Source organism: Sinisalibacter lacisalsi (assembly GCF_014640115.1).
Lineage (GTDB): Bacteria > Pseudomonadota > Alphaproteobacteria > Rhodobacterales > Rhodobacteraceae > Sinisalibacter > Sinisalibacter lacisalsi.
Genome location: NZ_BMGI01000001.1, coordinates 812,314 through 826,375, shown reverse-complemented (window position 1 = coordinate 826,375; position 14,062 = coordinate 812,314). Strand labels below are relative to the sequence as shown.

The window sequence follows — 14,062 nt, the reverse complement described above, 5'->3', positions numbered from 1 at the left end:
GAAAAACCCATGAAACTCATCCGCTTTGGCAACCCCGGCGAGGAAAAACCCGGCCTGATCGACGCGGGCGGCACCGCCCGCGATCTTTCGGCCGTTGTGCCCGATATTGCCGGCGCCACGCTTTCCGACGAGGGCCTCGCGGCGCTGCGCGCGGTCGATCCCGCAAGCCTGCCGGAGGTGCCCGCGGATGCGCGGCTCGGCGCTTGCGTCGGCGGCACCGGCAAGTTCATCTGCATCGGGCTCAACTATTCCGACCACGCCGCCGAAGCCGGGATGCAGGTGCCCGAGGAGCCGATCATCTTTCACAAGGCCACTAGCGCGATCTGCGGCCCGAACGATCCCATCATCATCCCGCGCGGCTCCGAAAAGACCGACTGGGAGGTGGAGCTGGCGGTGATCATCGGCCGCCGGGCGAAATACGTCTCGGAAGCGGACGCGCTCGACTGCGTGGCGGGCTACGCGGTGACCAACGATGTCTCCGAACGCGCCTACCAGATCGAGCGCTCCGGCCAGTGGACCAAGGGCAAGAGCTGCGATAATTTCGGCCAGATCGGGCCCTGGCTTGTCACCCGCGACGAGGTGGCCGACCCGCAGGATCTGCCGATGTGGCTCACCGTGAACGGCGAGACAATGCAGAAGGGCTCGACGCGCACGATGGTTTTCGGCGTCGCCCACCTGGTCAGCTACCTCAGCCAGTTCATGACGCTGCACCCCGGCGACGTGATTTCCACCGGCACACCGCCGGGCGTGGGCATGGGAATGAAACCGCCGCGCTACCTGCGGCGCGGCGACGTGGTGGAGCTTGGCATCGACGGTCTTGGCACCCAGCGCCAGGAGGTGATCGACGACCCGGAAGGAGGACCAACATGATCGGACTGATCGACACGCACCAGCACCTGATCTACCCCGAGGTGGCGGGCTACGGCTGGACGCAAGGCATCCCCGCGCTGGAAGGCCAGGCCTTCCGGCTCGACGATTACAAGGCGCTCACCGAGGGCGCCGGCATCGCCGGCACGCTGTTCATGGAGACGGCGGTGGACGAGGGCGATATCGGCGCCGAAACCGAGCACGTGGCCCGGCTGGCGAAAGACCCGGCGAACGGCATCAAGGGATTGATCGCCACGGCGCGGCCCGAAACCGACGAGGGGTTCGCGGCCTGGATCGAGACCGCGCGCGGCATGGGGGCGGTGGGCTTTCGCCGCATCCTGCACGTGGTCGACGACGAGATGTCGACGACCGATACCTTCCGCGCCAATATCCGCCGGATCGGCGCGGCGGACATGACCTTCGACATGTGCTTCCTCGCCCGGCAGCTGCCGCTCGCCGTCGAACTGGCCGATGCCTGCGACAAGACCCGGCTCGTGCTCGATCATTGCGGCGTGCCCGACATCGCCGGCGGCGGGCTAGACCCGTGGCGCGCGCACATGAGCGAACTCGCCGCGCGCCCGAACGTCGTCTGCAAGCTCTCCGGACTCATGGCCTATTGCGCGCCGGGCGAGGCGAGCCACGAGGCGGTCAAACCCTACGTCGACCATGTGCTCGAGGTTTTCGGGCCCAAACGCATGGTTTGGGGCAGCGACTGGCCGGTGGTGAACATGGGCGGCGGCCTTGGCGACTGGCTCGCGGTGACGCGGCAGATCCTTGACGGGCTTGGCGAGGACGAAGCCCGCGCGATCGCGCAAGGCACGGCTATCGAGGTGTTCCGGCTAGACGCCTGAGCCCGGCTTTCTGGCGCGGGCCGGCACCAAAGCCGGCCTCAGTGCGTCCAGGTCGTCCGCCGGTTGGGGGCGAAGTTCTCGCCGTAGCCGCCCTTGCGGATGTTGAGCTTGCGCTTGTGGGGCGTGAGCACGGTGGCATCGATGCCGTGCTCGCGGGCATATTCGAGCGCCGCCTCTTTCGTGGAGAACCGCATCCGAACCTGCGCCTGCGTGTCGGCCGAACTGGTCCACCCCATCAGCGGGTCGATCTCCTTGCCGCCCTCGGGGGCGAATTCCAGAACCCAGGTTTTCGTCCGGGCCTGTCCGGATGTCATCGCGTTGCGGGCGGGCTGGTAGATGCGGGCGCGCATGTGCTTCTCCTGTTGCTGCCCGGGTTATCCGAAAAGCGCCCCGCTTTCGCAAGGCAAAAACGGGGCGGGGAGGAAGTCTTGCGAGTTGGCTGCCGATCCGCGGCGAGGGAGCGAGGGGTGGGGTGGGTGTTCGCCGGGACCGGCAGCCTTACTTGCTGCTTGCCCTTGGAGCTTAAACGCGCGGGGTGCTCCGACGCAACCGTGAATTGCACCTTTGGGTATGCCTTAATGAAAAAAGTTCTCCTTTAAGTAGTAACGCCCTGTTAGGAATTCCAGCGACACACCGCGCTTGACCGGCCCGGTTTGCCGCTGCGACCGGTGCGAAGGCGTTCTTGCGGATGCGCGCCGCGGGTGGGCCTGGCCGCCGATGCCTCTTTTTTTGTTTGAGCCAAGGCCCTTGATTGCGGCCGATCCGGCAACATTTGCCGGGGGGAGCGTTGCCGCACCGTGGCCCGAGCGCCCTCTTGCGTCTACCGGGAAACGGCACGAACATAGCGCGAACAGGAGAAGAGCCATGTCCCTCGCCCAGCCATCCCCCGCCCGCCCCAAGCTCGAAGGCGGAAAGCGCTTCGTGATGCACAGCACGTTTCAGCCGGCGGGCGACCAGCCCACCGCCATCGCCGAGCTTTCGCAAGGCGTGACCTCGGGCGAGCACGACCAGGTTCTGCTCGGCGCCACCGGCACCGGCAAGACCTACACCATGGCCAAGGTGATCGAGGAAACCCAGCGCCCGGCAATCATCCTCGCCCCGAACAAGACGCTGGCGGCCCAGCTTTACGGCGAGTTCAAACACTTCTTTCCCGAGAACGCGGTGGAGTACTTCGTCAGCTACTACGATTACTACCAGCCCGAGGCATACGTGCCGCGCACCGATACCTTCATCGAGAAGGAAAGCCAGATCAACGAGCAGATCGACCGGATGCGCCACTCCGCCACCCGGGCGCTGCTGGAGCGCGACGACGTGATCATCGTCGCCTCCGTGAGCTGCATCTACGGCATCGGCAGCCCCGAGACCTATACCGCGATGAGCCAGGACCTGGAGGTCGGCAAGGACTACAACCAGCGCGAGGTGATCAAGGATCTCATCGCCCAGCAATACAAGCGCAACGACAACGCCTTCGCGCGCGGCACCTTCCGGGTGCGCGGTGACAGCCTCGAAGTCTGGCCCTCCCACCTCGAGGATCGCGGCTGGCGGTTTTCGTTCTTCGGCGAGGAACTGGAGGCGATCACCGAGTTCGACACGCTCACCGGCGCGAAAACCGACAGCCTCGACAAGGTGCGCATCTATGCCAATTCGCACTACGTCACCCCCACGCCCACGCTCAAGCAGGCGATGAAGGGGATCAAGGAAGAGCTGACCCTGCGGCTCGCCGAGTTCGAGCGCGAGGGCAAGCTTCTGGAGGCCCAGCGGCTGGAGCAGCGCACCCGGTTCGATCTCGAAATGCTGGAGGCCACCGGGCATTGCAACGGCATCGAGAACTATTCGCGCTACCTCACCGGCCGCGCCCCCGGCGAGCCGCCGCCCACGCTGTTCGAATACATCCCCGACACCGCGCTGGTGTTTGCCGATGAATCCCACGTCACCGTTCCGCAGATCGGCGGCATGTACAAGGGCGACTTCCGGCGCAAGATGACGCTGGCCGAACACGGCTTCCGGCTGCCGTCGTGCATGGACAACCGCCCGCTGAAGTTCGAGGAATGGGACGCGATGCGCCCGCAAAGCGTGTTCGTCTCCGCCACGCCCTCGGCCTGGGAACTGGACCGCACCGGGGGCGTGTTCACCGAGCAGGTCATCCGCCCCACCGGGCTGCTTGATCCGGAGGTGGAAATCCGCCCCGTCGAGATGCAGGTCGACGACCTGCTCGACGAGGTGCGCCGCGTCTCGGCCAAGGGCCTGCGCACGCTGGTGACCACGCTCACCAAGCGCATGGCCGAAGACCTCACCGAATACATGCACGAACAGGGCATCCGGGTGCGCTACATGCACTCCGACATCGACACGATCGAGCGCATCGAGATCCTGCGCGACCTGCGGCTGGGGGCCTTCGACGTGCTGATCGGCATCAACCTCTTGCGCGAGGGGCTCGACATTCCCGAATGCGGGCTGGTGGCGATCCTCGACGCCGACAAGGAGGGCTTCCTGCGCTCCGAGACCTCGCTGATCCAGACCATCGGCCGCGCCGCGCGCAACGCCGAGGGCCGCGTCATCATGTATGCCGACCGGATCACCGGCTCGATGGAACGCGCGCTGGCCGAAACCGACCGGCGGCGTTCGCGCCAGATCGCCTATAACGAGGAACACGGGATCACGCCGGAGACGATCCGCAAGAACGTCGACGACGTGCTGGCGGGCCTCTACGAGGGCGACACCGACATGAGCCGCGTCACCGTCCAGGTCGACAAGGCCATGGTCGGGGCCAACCTGGCCGCGCACCTCGATGCCCTGCGCATCGACATGCGCAAGGCGGCGGAAAACCTGGAGTTCGAGGAAGCGGCAAGGCTGCGCGACGAGATCCATCGGCTGGAAGCAGTGGAACTCGCCGTGGCCGACGACCCGCTCGCGCGTCAGTCGGCGGTGGAAGCGGCCAGCGACACGGCGGTGAAGGGTGCGGTCAAGGGGCGGTCAACGGCGGGGCGGCCGGGGCAAAGGGGTGGGAAGGCTAGGCGGGGGAGGTGAGGGAATGCGAGCCAGTGTTTCATTTGAAACCAAATGTGTTGCCTTTGTGGAAGCTCGTTGCGCAAACTTGAAGGAACGAGCGTCAGCTACAGGCTTTTTCTGGCGTGTCGATGAGCGTATTTTTTTGATTTCAAATCGTCATGTTGTTACCGGACGAAACGAAACCGGTGTGATGCTGGAAAATGCCTTCGACCCACTTTTTTTGGACGTTCATTTCTACAGCAAAAACGGAAGATCAACTGACGGATATACCTCCGTAGAGTTTAAATCAATCAGGGTCAATCTGTGGAAGAATGGTGAACCCGATTGGATAGAACATCAAGACCACAGGAACTTTGATGTGGTTGCGATAGACCTAGGGGAAAATTTGGATGTCTTCGCTGTAAATGACAAAGAACAAGACGACCGAATCTGGGCAGAAGCGGGATCGGATTGTTTCATAGTTGGCTTCCCGCAAGCGCTCCGCGGCCCGGCTCAAACACCGATTTGGAAACGAGCTTCCATTGCTACAGAGCCGACACTAGACTTCAACGAAACGCCGGTTTTTCTGTGCGATTCAGCCACAAGAGAAGGCATGTCAGGTGCGCCAGTTTTCGTGAAAGCACTTGGCAACTTCGGGCGCGAGGGTGAAGGACCGCATAGCGGATTTTTCGGCTTCTGGACAAAATTTATCGGAGTTTACGCGGGAAGGAATGGTAACGATCAAACCGGCTTTCAACTCGGACGAGTTTGGAGGAGCGAGGTGGTTTCGCAAATGATAGAAAACCCCAAGAGGCCGACAGCTCCCTTTTCGAGGCAAGAGCAAGCGTAGGATGGGTGCTCGCACCCATCATGACCGCGCGGGATGGTGGGTGAAATCACCCACCCTACGCCGGCCAGTTTTTCCCTACTCCGGGTCCGTCACGCTCAGCCCCAGCATCCGCCAGACCTGCATGCCACCGCGATAATACGAAATCTTCTCCGCCGGGAAGCCGGCCTCGATGATCCGGCGGATCGCGGTGGGGGATTGGCCGCACCACGGGCCGTTGCAGAACAGCGCGATCTCGGGCACGTCCTCGCAGATGAAACCGTCGAAATCCAGTTCGCAGCCAACCTCGTCGAGCCGGTCGGCCATCGACGTGTAGGGCATGTTCACCGCGCCGGGGATCGAGCCGCCGGCGAACCAGTCGGGCGTGCGGCTGTCGAACACCACAGCGTCGGGGTCGGCCAGCATGTCGAGCAGTTCCAGCTCGCCGATCGTGCGCACCCCCTCGGCGGGCTGCATCGGCTGCACGCAGAACGGCGGGCAGGCGCGGGCGACGAGCGCCCAGTCACCGTCGAGCTTCGCCGCCGGGTCTTGCTCGCGGGAGATCACGGCGGGGCCGTTCGGCGTGTCCACCGTGACCGAGGGCAGATCGGGGCGGATGTTCACCGGGTCGGCGGCCAGTGCCGGGGCCGCGACGACGGCCAGAACGAGGGGTAGAAAACGCATGGGGAAAACCTCCTGTCAAAATCTCGTGCAATTCCGCCGAGCCTAGCAAGCTTCGCGCGACCTTGCATCCTTTATGAGCCCGACGGCGAGGCCCGGTCAGCGCGAGAAGGAAGCGCCCGCCGGCTGCGCGAACGCCGCCGCAATGCACGCATCCGTTACTTGCCTTCCCCCGCTGGAATGTTGGCAGCTATTCCGGTCAAAAACAAAAGAACCGGAGCTTGCCATGCGTCGTTACATCCGCCCCGTCTTCGTCGCTCTTCTCCTCGCCACCCCCGCCATCGCCCAGGATCATACCGGCCACGCCGGCCACGACATGTCTGCCGACGCCACCCCCTCCACCCTCGCCTACATCGCCGCCAATGACGCGATGCACCAAGGCATGGCGATCGCCTTCACCGGCGATGCCGATGTCGATTTCATCAAGGGCATGATCCCGCACCACGCCGGCGCGGTCGACATGGCCCGGATCGTGCTGGAGCACGGCGCCGACGCCGAGGTGCGCGCGCTGGCCGAAGCGATCATCGCCGCGCAGGAGGAAGAGATCGCCTGGATGCGCGCCTGGCTCGCGGCCCGGGGCCACTAGGGCTACTGCCCGAGCCCCAGCCTTTCGAGATGGGCGACCGACTCGGGCACCCGGCCGAATTCGTTAATCTCGACGATCAGCCGGGGGTTTGATTTCAGCGCGCCAAGTGCGGCGAAGATCGGGGCGAAGGGGATCGTGCCCTCGCCCAGAACCCAGTGGCGGTCGGCGTAGCCATCGGCATCCTGCAGGTGCACGTGGGTGAGCAGATCGCCTGCGAAAGAGACGTAGCGGTCCACTGGCGGGCCGCCGGCCATGACATGCGCCCAGTAGGCGTGGCCCACGTCCACCGAGACCTTGAGCGCGGGGCTGTTGGCCGCCTCGACCACCGCCACGCGGTCTTTCGGATCAACATCCTGGATATTCTCCAGCACCATTTCCACCCCGATGGCCTCGGCCCGCTTCAGCGCGGGCGCCAGAGTGTCGAGCGCGGCCGATATCCGCTTGCCGCGGGCGCGGGCGTTGTTGTCGAGGTTGGTCAGATCCCAGTGGTTGTAGGGCGAATGCAGCACCATCTGGGTCGCCCCCAGCGCGTCGCAGACATCGAGCGCCTGGTCGAGCCGCTTCTGCACCACTGCGCGAATCTCCTTGTCTTTCACGTCCAACTCGAAGCCCGCAAAGGGGCCATGGATGCCCAGCCGCCCGCTCCAGCCCTTGAGCGCCTTCTTCGCCATGTCGATAAAGGGATCGGGCGCGGCGAGAATGTCGGCCATGCAGAACTCGGGCAATTCGAGATCACGGTTCTTCTCGAACAGCCAGTCGCGGTGCTTGGGAAGGTCGAGCACGGTAAGCTGTGCACCGATGATGGGCAGGTCTTTCATGAATCAGGTCCTCCGGTCGCGAGACTGCCATGAAACAGGGTGCTTGTCCCACCCCGTCCGGTGTGGGGCGGGACAAGCGACGCGCGGGCGAAGAGGTCAGGGAGGACCTAGGACGCCGCCCGCACGTAGTCTTCCGGCAGCGGGCTTGGCTGCGATGCCGCCCGCCCCCCGGATCTGACAAAGGCCGACACCACCGCGCCATGCGCCCGGATCAGCAGCACGACGTTGGGATCGTCACTGGTTTCTTCGATCACCACGCCGTTCGGGGTATCGGTCACCTCGAGCCGCAGCTTGTCGCGCCGGGCGAAGATCTCCACGAAGGCCGGGTCCCAGTGCCGCAGGCCGAAACCTTCGCCAAGGCGGCGGTGCATCTCGTGGGCATGGGCCCGGATCAGGCCGGCAAGGGCCGGATCATCGCTTTCGGTGACCGCGCGGATGCCGTCGGGCAGTTCACTCACCTCGCGCCGGATTTCCTTGTGGCGGCGCAGCAGCTCATGAAAGACGTCCTGATCGCGGCGATGGCGCTCGGATTTGTCGGCGCCTGGATGGGTCTGCCCGCCGTGTTTGCCCTGCCCTTGCATCTCGCGCCGCTCCGGTGATTCAAAAGTTGTATCTTTTATACGGGTTAAAACCCGGCGCGCCACTGGGCCAAAACGCCGCAACCCCGGATCAGGCTTAACCATCCGGCAACCATCCCCGTGGCAGGCTTGCGGCAATGACTCCTCGGCTCCGCCTGCTTTGCGCCATCGGCCTTGCCCCGCTCGCGGGCTGCGGAGGGCTCTCGCCCGAGGCGCGGTGTTTCGCTGAGGCGACGGCGGAATATCGCGGCCCTTGGCGCGAGGCGCGCAGGATTGAGGCCGATCTCGTGCGGGGGCACGCGCTGCACAGGGTCGAGGTGATCCGGCTTGCGCCGGTCGACTGTCACGAAGGTGGGCAGCGGAACACCTGCCTCGTGGAACGGCGGGAATGGGAGCTGCGGCCCGTGGCAATTGACGAAGGGCTGCACCGCGCCCGGCTCGCGACGCTCGAAGCGCGGATGGCGGCGTTGCGCCCGGCAGCGATGGCCGCTGCCGCCGGCTGCGGCTATGGCGACCGGGCCGAGGCGCGCCCGCCACCGGAGTGACGGGGCAGCGCAAGCTGCAACCGGGCGCTGGCCGTCGGTTCGCCAGCGCGCTAGCGTTGCGCCATGACCAAGCCTGTCGCCATCGTTCTGGGGGCCGCCGTCTGGGCCGGTGGCGTGGCCTCGCCGACGCTGCGGCGCCGCGCGGAAACGGCTGCGGCGCTCTACCATGCGGGGAAGGTTGGCGGCATCGTTGCCACCGGTGGCGAAGGCGCCCACCGCCCCACCGAAGCCGAGGCAGTCCGCGATATTCTGACCGGCCTCGGTGTGCCCGAAAACGTGATCGCGCTCGAGACCCGGTCACGCAACACGCTGGAAAACATTGCCTTCTCGCGAGACCTTCTGCCCGAAGGCGCGAAGGTCGTGCTCGTCAGCGATGCCTGGCACCTGCCGCGCGCCCGCCTGGTGGCGCGCCGCCTCGGGCTCGAAGCGAGCGGCGCCTGCCCGCCTCTGCGCGGCACCCGCGCGCTCGTCACGGTGCGCGCCGCCCTGCGCGAGGTTGCCGCCCTGCTCGCCTACCTGCTGCATCTTCGCCGCTGAGCGCCGTCAGCGCGACACGGTCACCCGGATCGAGTTGCCGACACCGCCCTGGCCATAGATCCGAACGAAAACGGTCGCCCCGCCCTGCATCAGGATTTGCGCCGCGGAAGGCTCGATCGTGCCGTTCATGATCATCCGTTCCATCGCGGCGCGGTTTTCCATACTGGCGAAGAACGGATCCCAGTCATCGCCTGGCTGACTGATGCCGAAACGGTGGTAATTGGCGCGATCCTGCCGCACCACCTGCCACGGCGCGGTCAGCCGTGCGCCCTTGGAATTGTGCAGATCCTCCCAGCCGATATAGGCGCTGTAACCTCCGATCTCGGTCTGAGCCGACGCAGCGCCGGCGAAGCCGACGGCCGCGGCGATCACCGCGGCGCGGGCGAACCTGGAAAAACCTGTCATGACATTTCCTCCTTTGGTGATGTCACCCGATCGTCAGGCCGTCACGGCGCGGCATCGCGGCGTCAGCCCGAGGTGGTGACAACCTCATACATCACCGGCTCGAAAGTCCTGCACAATTCATTGAATTTCCGATGATATTCCTGCATCGATTCGGATCGAAGCGTGGTCTGGAAGTCCTCGCGGCTTTCCCATTGCGTATAGTTCGCGATCCGCGTGCGCGCGTCGTTCACATGCACCGCGGCGCCGATGAAGCCGGGCTGTTTCGAGACGAACTCGTTGCAGGCAACCCGCAATTCTTCCAGCAGGTCATCGCAGGTGCCGGGCGTCACTTCGAAGGTGGTGATGACGGTCTGGACGTTCGGATCGGTGGTGATCGTGGGCATTTCTTCCTCCCATGCTGCTAGCACAGCCTAGCACCGCACTCCGAAAGCACCAAATCGCGCAGCGCCCCCGCGGTCAGCGCACCACGTGAACCGAACACGGCGCATGACGCACGACGCGCGCCGCTGTCGAGCCGAGGAACAGATCCTGCAGCCCGGGGCGGTGCGAGGCGATCACGATGCAATCGATCTTGTGCTCGGTGGCATAGTCGACGATCGAATGCCCGGCATGGCCCTCGATCACCTTCACGATCACGCGGTCATGCCCACCGAGACGCTCGGCGAGGATATCCTCGACTTCCTTGATATTCGCTTCCATCTGCCCCTCGGGCAGGTATTGCGCGACGTAGGAGGGCACTTCCTCAACCACGTGCAACGCCGTCACCTTGCCCTCGCTGCCGCCGAGGGACTCGGCGATCTCGATGGACTTCATGGTGTCGCGGCCTGTTTCGAAGGCCACGGGGACTAGAATGTTCTTGTACATGGCGCGCTCCCTGAATGTTCGCGCCAAGTGTGGGGGCCAAAGCGCGCGGCGGCCTTGACCTAGGTCAACCGCCGCGCGCCTTTCGATCAGAACGGCAGCCCGACGTAGTTTTCGGACAGCGACTCCTGTGCCGCCTCGGAGCTGAGCAGATAGGCAAGTTCCACCTCCTGCAACTTCCGGTCGTAGTCCGGGCGGTCGGGGAAGTTGTGCAGCATCGTGGTCATCCACCACGAGAACCGCTGCGCCTTCCAGACCCGGGCCAGCGCCTTGGCGGAATACTCTTCCAGCCCGGTGCTGTCGCCGTTCAGGTAGTGATCGACCATCCCGTGATAGAGATAGTAGATATCCGACGCCGCCGAGTTCAGCCCGCGCGCGCCGGTGGGCGGCACGATATGCGCGGCGTCGCCGGCCAGGAACAGGTTGCCCCAGCGCATCGGCTCGGCCACGAAGGAGCGCAGCGGTGCGATGCTCTTCTCGATCGAGGGGCCGGTTTCGAGCTTCGCGGCCACGTCATCCGGCAGGCGGCGCTTGAGTTCGTCCCAGAACGCCTCGTCCGACCAGTCTTCCACGCTGTCGGTGAGCGGCACCTGGATGTAGTAGCGCGAAAGCACCTGGCTGCGCAGCGAGCAGAGCGAGAAGCCGCGCTCCGTGCGCGAGTAGATCAGTTCCGGGCTGACCGGCTTGGTGCGGCTGAGCACGCCGAGCCAGCCGAACGGGTAGACCTTTTCGTATTCCTTGAGCACGTCGCGCGGGATCGACTTGCGGCTCACACCGTGGAAGCCGTCGGCGCCGATAATGAAGTCGCAATCCACCCGGAAGGTCTCGTCACCCTGCCGGTAGGTCAGCCAGGGCGCATCGGTCTTTGCGTCATGGATCGCCACGTCGAGCGCCTCGTGGATCACCTTGCCATCCATCTTTTCGCGCGCATCGTAGAGGTCGCGCGTCAACTCGGTCTGGCCATAGACCACCACCGAGTTGCCGCCGGTATGCCCGGCAAGGTCGATCCGGTGCATCTGACCGTTGTCGTTGATGAAGAAGCCATCGTGGATCTCGCCTTCGGCATCCATCCGCTCGCCGCATTGCGCCTCGCGCATCAACTCGGCGAAGCCGTGCTCCAGCACGCCGGCGCGGATGCGGCTCAACACGTAATCGCGGGTGTGCTTTTCGAGCACGACGTTGTCGATGCCCTTGAGGTCGAGCAACTGGCTCAGCATCAGCCCGGAGGGGCCACCGCCGATAATGGCGACTTTCGTCCTGATCGTGTTCGTCATCGCGTTTCCTCCCAAATTCAGAGCCCCGATCATCGCAGAATCCACGCCGATTTGAATGGATCAACCCGTCCCAAACTTGTATGGATCGAACATGAAAGCCATCGAGAGTTTCAACCTGTTCGGCGAAAGCGCCGACCTGCCCGACGTCGTCCATTGCGAAACCATCGCGGCGCGGTCGGTGCGCCACGACTGGGAGTTCACCCCGCACCGTCACGCCCGCCTGCACCAGGTGTTGCTGATCGCGAAAGGCGGCGGGCGCGGCACCTTCGATGGCGAAACGCTGGCGCTCGCCGGCGGGCACCTGGCCAACGTGCCCATCGGCTGCGTCCATGCCTACAGCTTCACGCCGGGCACCGAGGGCTGGGTCGTGACGATCCCGGCGGAGGTGCTCGACGAAGGACTCGCCGAGGGCGAAGGCCTGCGCCCCCTGCTCGCGCGGCCCTGCGTGATCGACGGCACCGAAGAGATCGAGACCACGATCAAGGCGATCTTCGCCGCCTTCGAGGCCCGCCGGTTCGCCCGCGCGCATGAATTGCGCGCCCGCGTTGCCCTTCTCGCCGGGCTCGTGGCGCGCGCGATCGCCGGCGCCGCCCCAGCCAGCATCCCGGCGGAAACCACGCTGCAGAACCGCTTCGAAGCCCTCGTCGAGTCGCACTACGCGGCGCATTGGCCCGTCGCCGCCTACGCCACGCGCCTCGGCGTCACGCCCACCCACCTTTCCCGCGTGATGCGCGCCGCCACCGGCCGGCCGGCCTCGGCCACGATCCAGGAGCGGATCATCCGCGAGGCCCGGCGCAACTTGGCCTATTCGAACCTCTCGATCGCGCAGGTCGCCTATGCCCTTGGCTATGACGACCCGGCGCATTTCTCCCGCGTCTTCCGGCGCGCCACCGGCCTTTCCCCGCGCCAGTTCCGCAAACGGACAGAGGCCGCGGGATGAACCGCGGCCCCTTCATCCTGGCTCAAATACCTCGGGGGGTCCGGGGGGCAGCGTCCCCCGGCCTTGCCGTCAGGCCGCGCACTCCAGCAAGAGCGTGCCCGATGCCGTGTTCGAGATCGGGATATGGTAGTTGCGGGTGATCTCGGTCACGTCGTCGCCAAGCGCGCCCCGCATCATCATCCACATCAGGAACTCGGTGCCCTGCGCGCCCGCCTTCTCGACCAGCTCCATCCGGGTGATCTTCGTCAGCTCGTCGGGATTATGCACGATGTTCTCGAGGCAATACTGGTCGAACTCCTTGTTGATGAAGCCCGCCCGCTGCCCGTCGAGCTGGTGCGAAAGCCCGCCGGTGCCGAGCACAACGATCTTGGCATCCTCCTCGGGAAAGCTCAGCAGCGCCTTGCGCAGCGCCCGGCCAAAGGCAAGCGCGCGCTTCAGCGTCGGGATCGGGTGCTGCACCGTGTTGGCGCTGATCGGCACCGTCCTCGGCATGTCGGGGTGATGCGGCGCCCCCGGCCAGAACAGCTGCATCGGCACCACGAAGCCGTGGTCGACCGGAAGTTCCTGGCAGGAGGTGATATCGAACTCGTCGGCCACCATGCTCTCGATGATGTGCCAGCTCAGCTCGGGCGCTCCGGGGAAGGGATCGAGGCTCGGCAGCCCCCAGCCCTCGTCTTCGTTCCTGTATTCATGCGCCGCGCCGATCGCGAAGGTGGGCATCTTGTCGAGGAAGAAGCCAAGGCCGTGATCGTTGTAGATGTTGATCACGTAGTCCGGCTTGTGGTCCTGGATCCACTGGTGGATCTTCGGGTAACCATCGAAGAAGGGCTTCCAGTAGGGATCGTCGTAAAGCTCCTTCTGGATCGCGTTGCCGACCGCGGGGATGTGCGAGGTGGTAATACCGCCAAGAATTTTCGCCATGATCGTTCCTCCTCAGGCCTGCGATTTCAGGTAATCTTTGAATTCGTCGGTGCTCATGCCGGTCTGCAGACCGCCCACGTCCTGCACCGAGAGGCCGAAGATGCCGGCGAACTTGGCGAGGTAGTAGATGTTGCCCCCGGCCTCGATCAGCCCGAGCACGTCGCGCTTGCGGATCGCTTCTTTCTGCTGGTCGTTAAGGCCGTATTTCTCCATGAAGGCTTCTTCATCGGCCTTGAACGCCTCGCGGTTCTCGGCCCTGTTGAACGAATAGCACATCTTGTTCAGCGCATAGCCCTTCATCGCCTGCTTGCCGTCGAAGATCGTCGTGCCGGGAATGTCGATGTGGTAATCGAACGCTGGCATATCCGCCATCGTCTCTCCTCC

The 14,062-nt window shown here is 64.9% G+C and carries 18 protein-coding genes; 8 read left to right on the top strand and 10 right to left on the bottom strand.

The window, feature by feature from the left end:
- Positions 1-9: 9 nt before the first annotated feature.
- Both IEW01_RS04140 and IEW01_RS04135 read left to right on the top strand, forming a co-directional pair.
- Positions 10-870, top strand: a complete 861-nt coding sequence (locus tag IEW01_RS04140) for a fumarylacetoacetate hydrolase family protein (protein WP_188526315.1) — start codon at positions 10-12, stop codon at positions 868-870.
- Positions 867-1,718: an amidohydrolase family protein gene (locus tag IEW01_RS04135; RefSeq protein WP_188526314.1), complete on the top strand. Its 852-nt coding sequence runs from the start codon at positions 867-869 to the stop codon at positions 1,716-1,718. Before IEW01_RS04140 ends, IEW01_RS04135 begins: the two co-directional genes overlap by 4 nt.
- Before the next feature lie 38 nt (positions 1,719-1,756).
- On the opposite strand, the gene IEW01_RS04130 is transcribed toward IEW01_RS04135, so the two are convergent.
- Entirely contained in the window at positions 1,757-2,068 is a 312-nt protein-coding gene (locus IEW01_RS04130) for an ETC complex I subunit (protein ID WP_188526313.1), read from the bottom strand.
- Between the two features lie 514 nt (positions 2,069-2,582).
- Here IEW01_RS04130 and uvrB point away from each other — a divergent pair.
- Together uvrB and IEW01_RS04120 are read left to right on the top strand one after the other, a co-directional pair.
- On the top strand, positions 2,583-4,745 hold the full coding sequence (gene uvrB, locus IEW01_RS04125) for an excinuclease ABC subunit UvrB (protein WP_188526312.1): 2,163 nt from the start codon (positions 2,583-2,585) through the stop codon (positions 4,743-4,745).
- Between the two features lie 4 nt (positions 4,746-4,749).
- Positions 4,750-5,556, top strand: a complete 807-nt coding sequence (locus IEW01_RS04120; RefSeq protein ID WP_188526311.1) for a trypsin-like peptidase domain-containing protein — start codon at positions 4,750-4,752, stop codon at positions 5,554-5,556.
- 75 nt (positions 5,557-5,631) lie between these two features.
- Here IEW01_RS04120 and IEW01_RS04115 read toward each other — a convergent pair whose 3' ends face one another.
- Positions 5,632-6,216, bottom strand: a complete 585-nt coding sequence (locus tag IEW01_RS04115) for a rhodanese-like domain-containing protein (RefSeq protein WP_188526310.1) — start codon at positions 6,214-6,216, stop codon at positions 5,632-5,634.
- A gap of 223 nt (positions 6,217-6,439) precedes the next feature.
- On the opposite strand from IEW01_RS04115, the gene copM reads away from it, so the two are divergent.
- On the top strand, positions 6,440-6,799 hold the full coding sequence (gene copM, locus IEW01_RS04110; protein ID WP_188526309.1) for a CopM family metallochaperone: 360 nt from the start codon (positions 6,440-6,442) through the stop codon (positions 6,797-6,799).
- A 2-nt stretch (positions 6,800-6,801) separates the two neighbouring features.
- Here copM and IEW01_RS04105 read toward each other — a convergent pair whose 3' ends face one another.
- Positions 6,802-7,617: a sugar phosphate isomerase/epimerase family protein gene (locus IEW01_RS04105; RefSeq protein ID WP_188526308.1), complete on the bottom strand. Its 816-nt coding sequence runs from the start codon at positions 7,615-7,617 to the stop codon at positions 6,802-6,804.
- A 107-nt stretch (positions 7,618-7,724) separates the two neighbouring features.
- Positions 7,725-8,075, bottom strand: coding sequence for a hypothetical protein (locus IEW01_RS04100; protein ID WP_229738050.1), 351 nt, complete (start codon positions 8,073-8,075; stop codon positions 7,725-7,727).
- A 257-nt stretch (positions 8,076-8,332) separates the two neighbouring features.
- On the opposite strand from IEW01_RS04100, the gene IEW01_RS04095 reads away from it, so the two are divergent.
- Positions 8,333-8,740 (top strand): hypothetical protein, encoded by a 408-nt coding sequence (locus IEW01_RS04095; protein ID WP_188526306.1) that lies wholly within the window; start codon positions 8,333-8,335, stop codon positions 8,738-8,740.
- Positions 8,741-8,803: 63 nt separating this feature from the next.
- Complete coding sequence (locus IEW01_RS04090; RefSeq protein WP_188526305.1) at positions 8,804-9,277, top strand: YdcF family protein; 474 nt, start codon at positions 8,804-8,806, stop codon at positions 9,275-9,277.
- A 6-nt stretch (positions 9,278-9,283) separates the two neighbouring features.
- Here the strand turns inward: IEW01_RS04090 and IEW01_RS04085 are convergent, their stop codons facing one another.
- The 4 genes from IEW01_RS04085 to pobA form a co-directional block, all read right to left on the bottom strand.
- On the bottom strand, positions 9,284-9,682 hold the full coding sequence (locus IEW01_RS04085; protein WP_229738049.1) for a hypothetical protein: 399 nt from the start codon (positions 9,680-9,682) through the stop codon (positions 9,284-9,286).
- Between the two features lie 62 nt (positions 9,683-9,744).
- On the bottom strand, positions 9,745-10,065 hold the full coding sequence (locus IEW01_RS04080; protein WP_188526304.1) for an antibiotic biosynthesis monooxygenase family protein: 321 nt from the start codon (positions 10,063-10,065) through the stop codon (positions 9,745-9,747).
- Positions 10,066-10,138: 73 nt separating this feature from the next.
- A complete protein-coding gene (locus IEW01_RS04075) occupies positions 10,139-10,546 on the bottom strand; it encodes a universal stress protein (protein ID WP_188526303.1) in 408 nt (135 codons plus the stop codon).
- An 86-nt stretch (positions 10,547-10,632) separates the two neighbouring features.
- Positions 10,633-11,817, bottom strand: a complete 1,185-nt coding sequence (gene pobA, locus IEW01_RS04070; RefSeq protein ID WP_229738048.1) for a 4-hydroxybenzoate 3-monooxygenase — start codon at positions 11,815-11,817, stop codon at positions 10,633-10,635.
- A gap of 91 nt (positions 11,818-11,908) precedes the next feature.
- Between pobA and IEW01_RS04065 the strand changes: the two genes are divergently transcribed.
- Positions 11,909-12,757, top strand: a complete 849-nt coding sequence (locus IEW01_RS04065) for a helix-turn-helix domain-containing protein (protein ID WP_229738047.1) — start codon at positions 11,909-11,911, stop codon at positions 12,755-12,757.
- A 69-nt stretch (positions 12,758-12,826) separates the two neighbouring features.
- Here the strand turns inward: IEW01_RS04065 and IEW01_RS04060 are convergent, their stop codons facing one another.
- Both IEW01_RS04060 and IEW01_RS04055 read right to left on the bottom strand, forming a co-directional pair.
- Positions 12,827-13,678, bottom strand: a complete 852-nt coding sequence (locus tag IEW01_RS04060) for a class III extradiol dioxygenase family protein (protein ID WP_188526301.1) — start codon at positions 13,676-13,678, stop codon at positions 12,827-12,829.
- 12 nt (positions 13,679-13,690) lie between these two features.
- The gene (locus IEW01_RS04055) at positions 13,691-14,050 is read right to left on the bottom strand and encodes a protocatechuate 4,5-dioxygenase subunit alpha (protein WP_188526300.1); all 360 of its coding nucleotides are present in this window, start codon (positions 14,048-14,050) and stop codon (positions 13,691-13,693) included.
- Positions 14,051-14,062 lie beyond the last annotated feature (12 nt).

Bases quoted from the DNA above. Each gene is read 5' to 3' on its own strand.
- IEW01_RS04140 (WP_188526315.1), top strand. From the start codon at position 10: ATGAAACTCATCCGCTTTGGCAACCCCGGCGAGGAAAAACCCGGCCTG.
- IEW01_RS04135 (WP_188526314.1), top strand. From the start codon at position 867: ATGATCGGACTGATCGACACGCACCAGCACCTGATCTACCCCGAGGTG.
- IEW01_RS04130 (WP_188526313.1), bottom strand. From the start codon at position 2,068: ATGCGCGCCCGCATCTACCAGCCCGCCCGCAACGCGATGACATCCGGA.
- uvrB (WP_188526312.1), top strand. From the start codon at position 2,583: ATGTCCCTCGCCCAGCCATCCCCCGCCCGCCCCAAGCTCGAAGGCGGA.
- IEW01_RS04120 (WP_188526311.1), top strand. From the start codon at position 4,750: ATGCGAGCCAGTGTTTCATTTGAAACCAAATGTGTTGCCTTTGTGGAA.
- IEW01_RS04115 (WP_188526310.1), bottom strand. From the start codon at position 6,216: ATGCGTTTTCTACCCCTCGTTCTGGCCGTCGTCGCGGCCCCGGCACTG.
- copM (WP_188526309.1), top strand. From the start codon at position 6,440: ATGCGTCGTTACATCCGCCCCGTCTTCGTCGCTCTTCTCCTCGCCACC.
- IEW01_RS04105 (WP_188526308.1), bottom strand. From the start codon at position 7,617: ATGAAAGACCTGCCCATCATCGGTGCACAGCTTACCGTGCTCGACCTT.
- IEW01_RS04095 (WP_188526306.1), top strand. From the start codon at position 8,333: ATGACTCCTCGGCTCCGCCTGCTTTGCGCCATCGGCCTTGCCCCGCTC.
- IEW01_RS04090 (WP_188526305.1), top strand. From the start codon at position 8,804: ATGACCAAGCCTGTCGCCATCGTTCTGGGGGCCGCCGTCTGGGCCGGT.
- IEW01_RS04085 (WP_229738049.1), bottom strand. From the start codon at position 9,682: ATGACAGGTTTTTCCAGGTTCGCCCGCGCCGCGGTGATCGCCGCGGCC.
- IEW01_RS04080 (WP_188526304.1), bottom strand. From the start codon at position 10,065: ATGCCCACGATCACCACCGATCCGAACGTCCAGACCGTCATCACCACC.
- IEW01_RS04075 (WP_188526303.1), bottom strand. From the start codon at position 10,546: ATGTACAAGAACATTCTAGTCCCCGTGGCCTTCGAAACAGGCCGCGAC.
- pobA (WP_229738048.1), bottom strand. From the start codon at position 11,817: ATGACGAACACGATCAGGACGAAAGTCGCCATTATCGGCGGTGGCCCC.
- IEW01_RS04065 (WP_229738047.1), top strand. From the start codon at position 11,909: ATGAAAGCCATCGAGAGTTTCAACCTGTTCGGCGAAAGCGCCGACCTG.
- IEW01_RS04060 (WP_188526301.1), bottom strand. From the start codon at position 13,678: ATGGCGAAAATTCTTGGCGGTATTACCACCTCGCACATCCCCGCGGTC.
- IEW01_RS04055 (WP_188526300.1), bottom strand. From the start codon at position 14,050: ATGGCGGATATGCCAGCGTTCGATTACCACATCGACATTCCCGGCACG.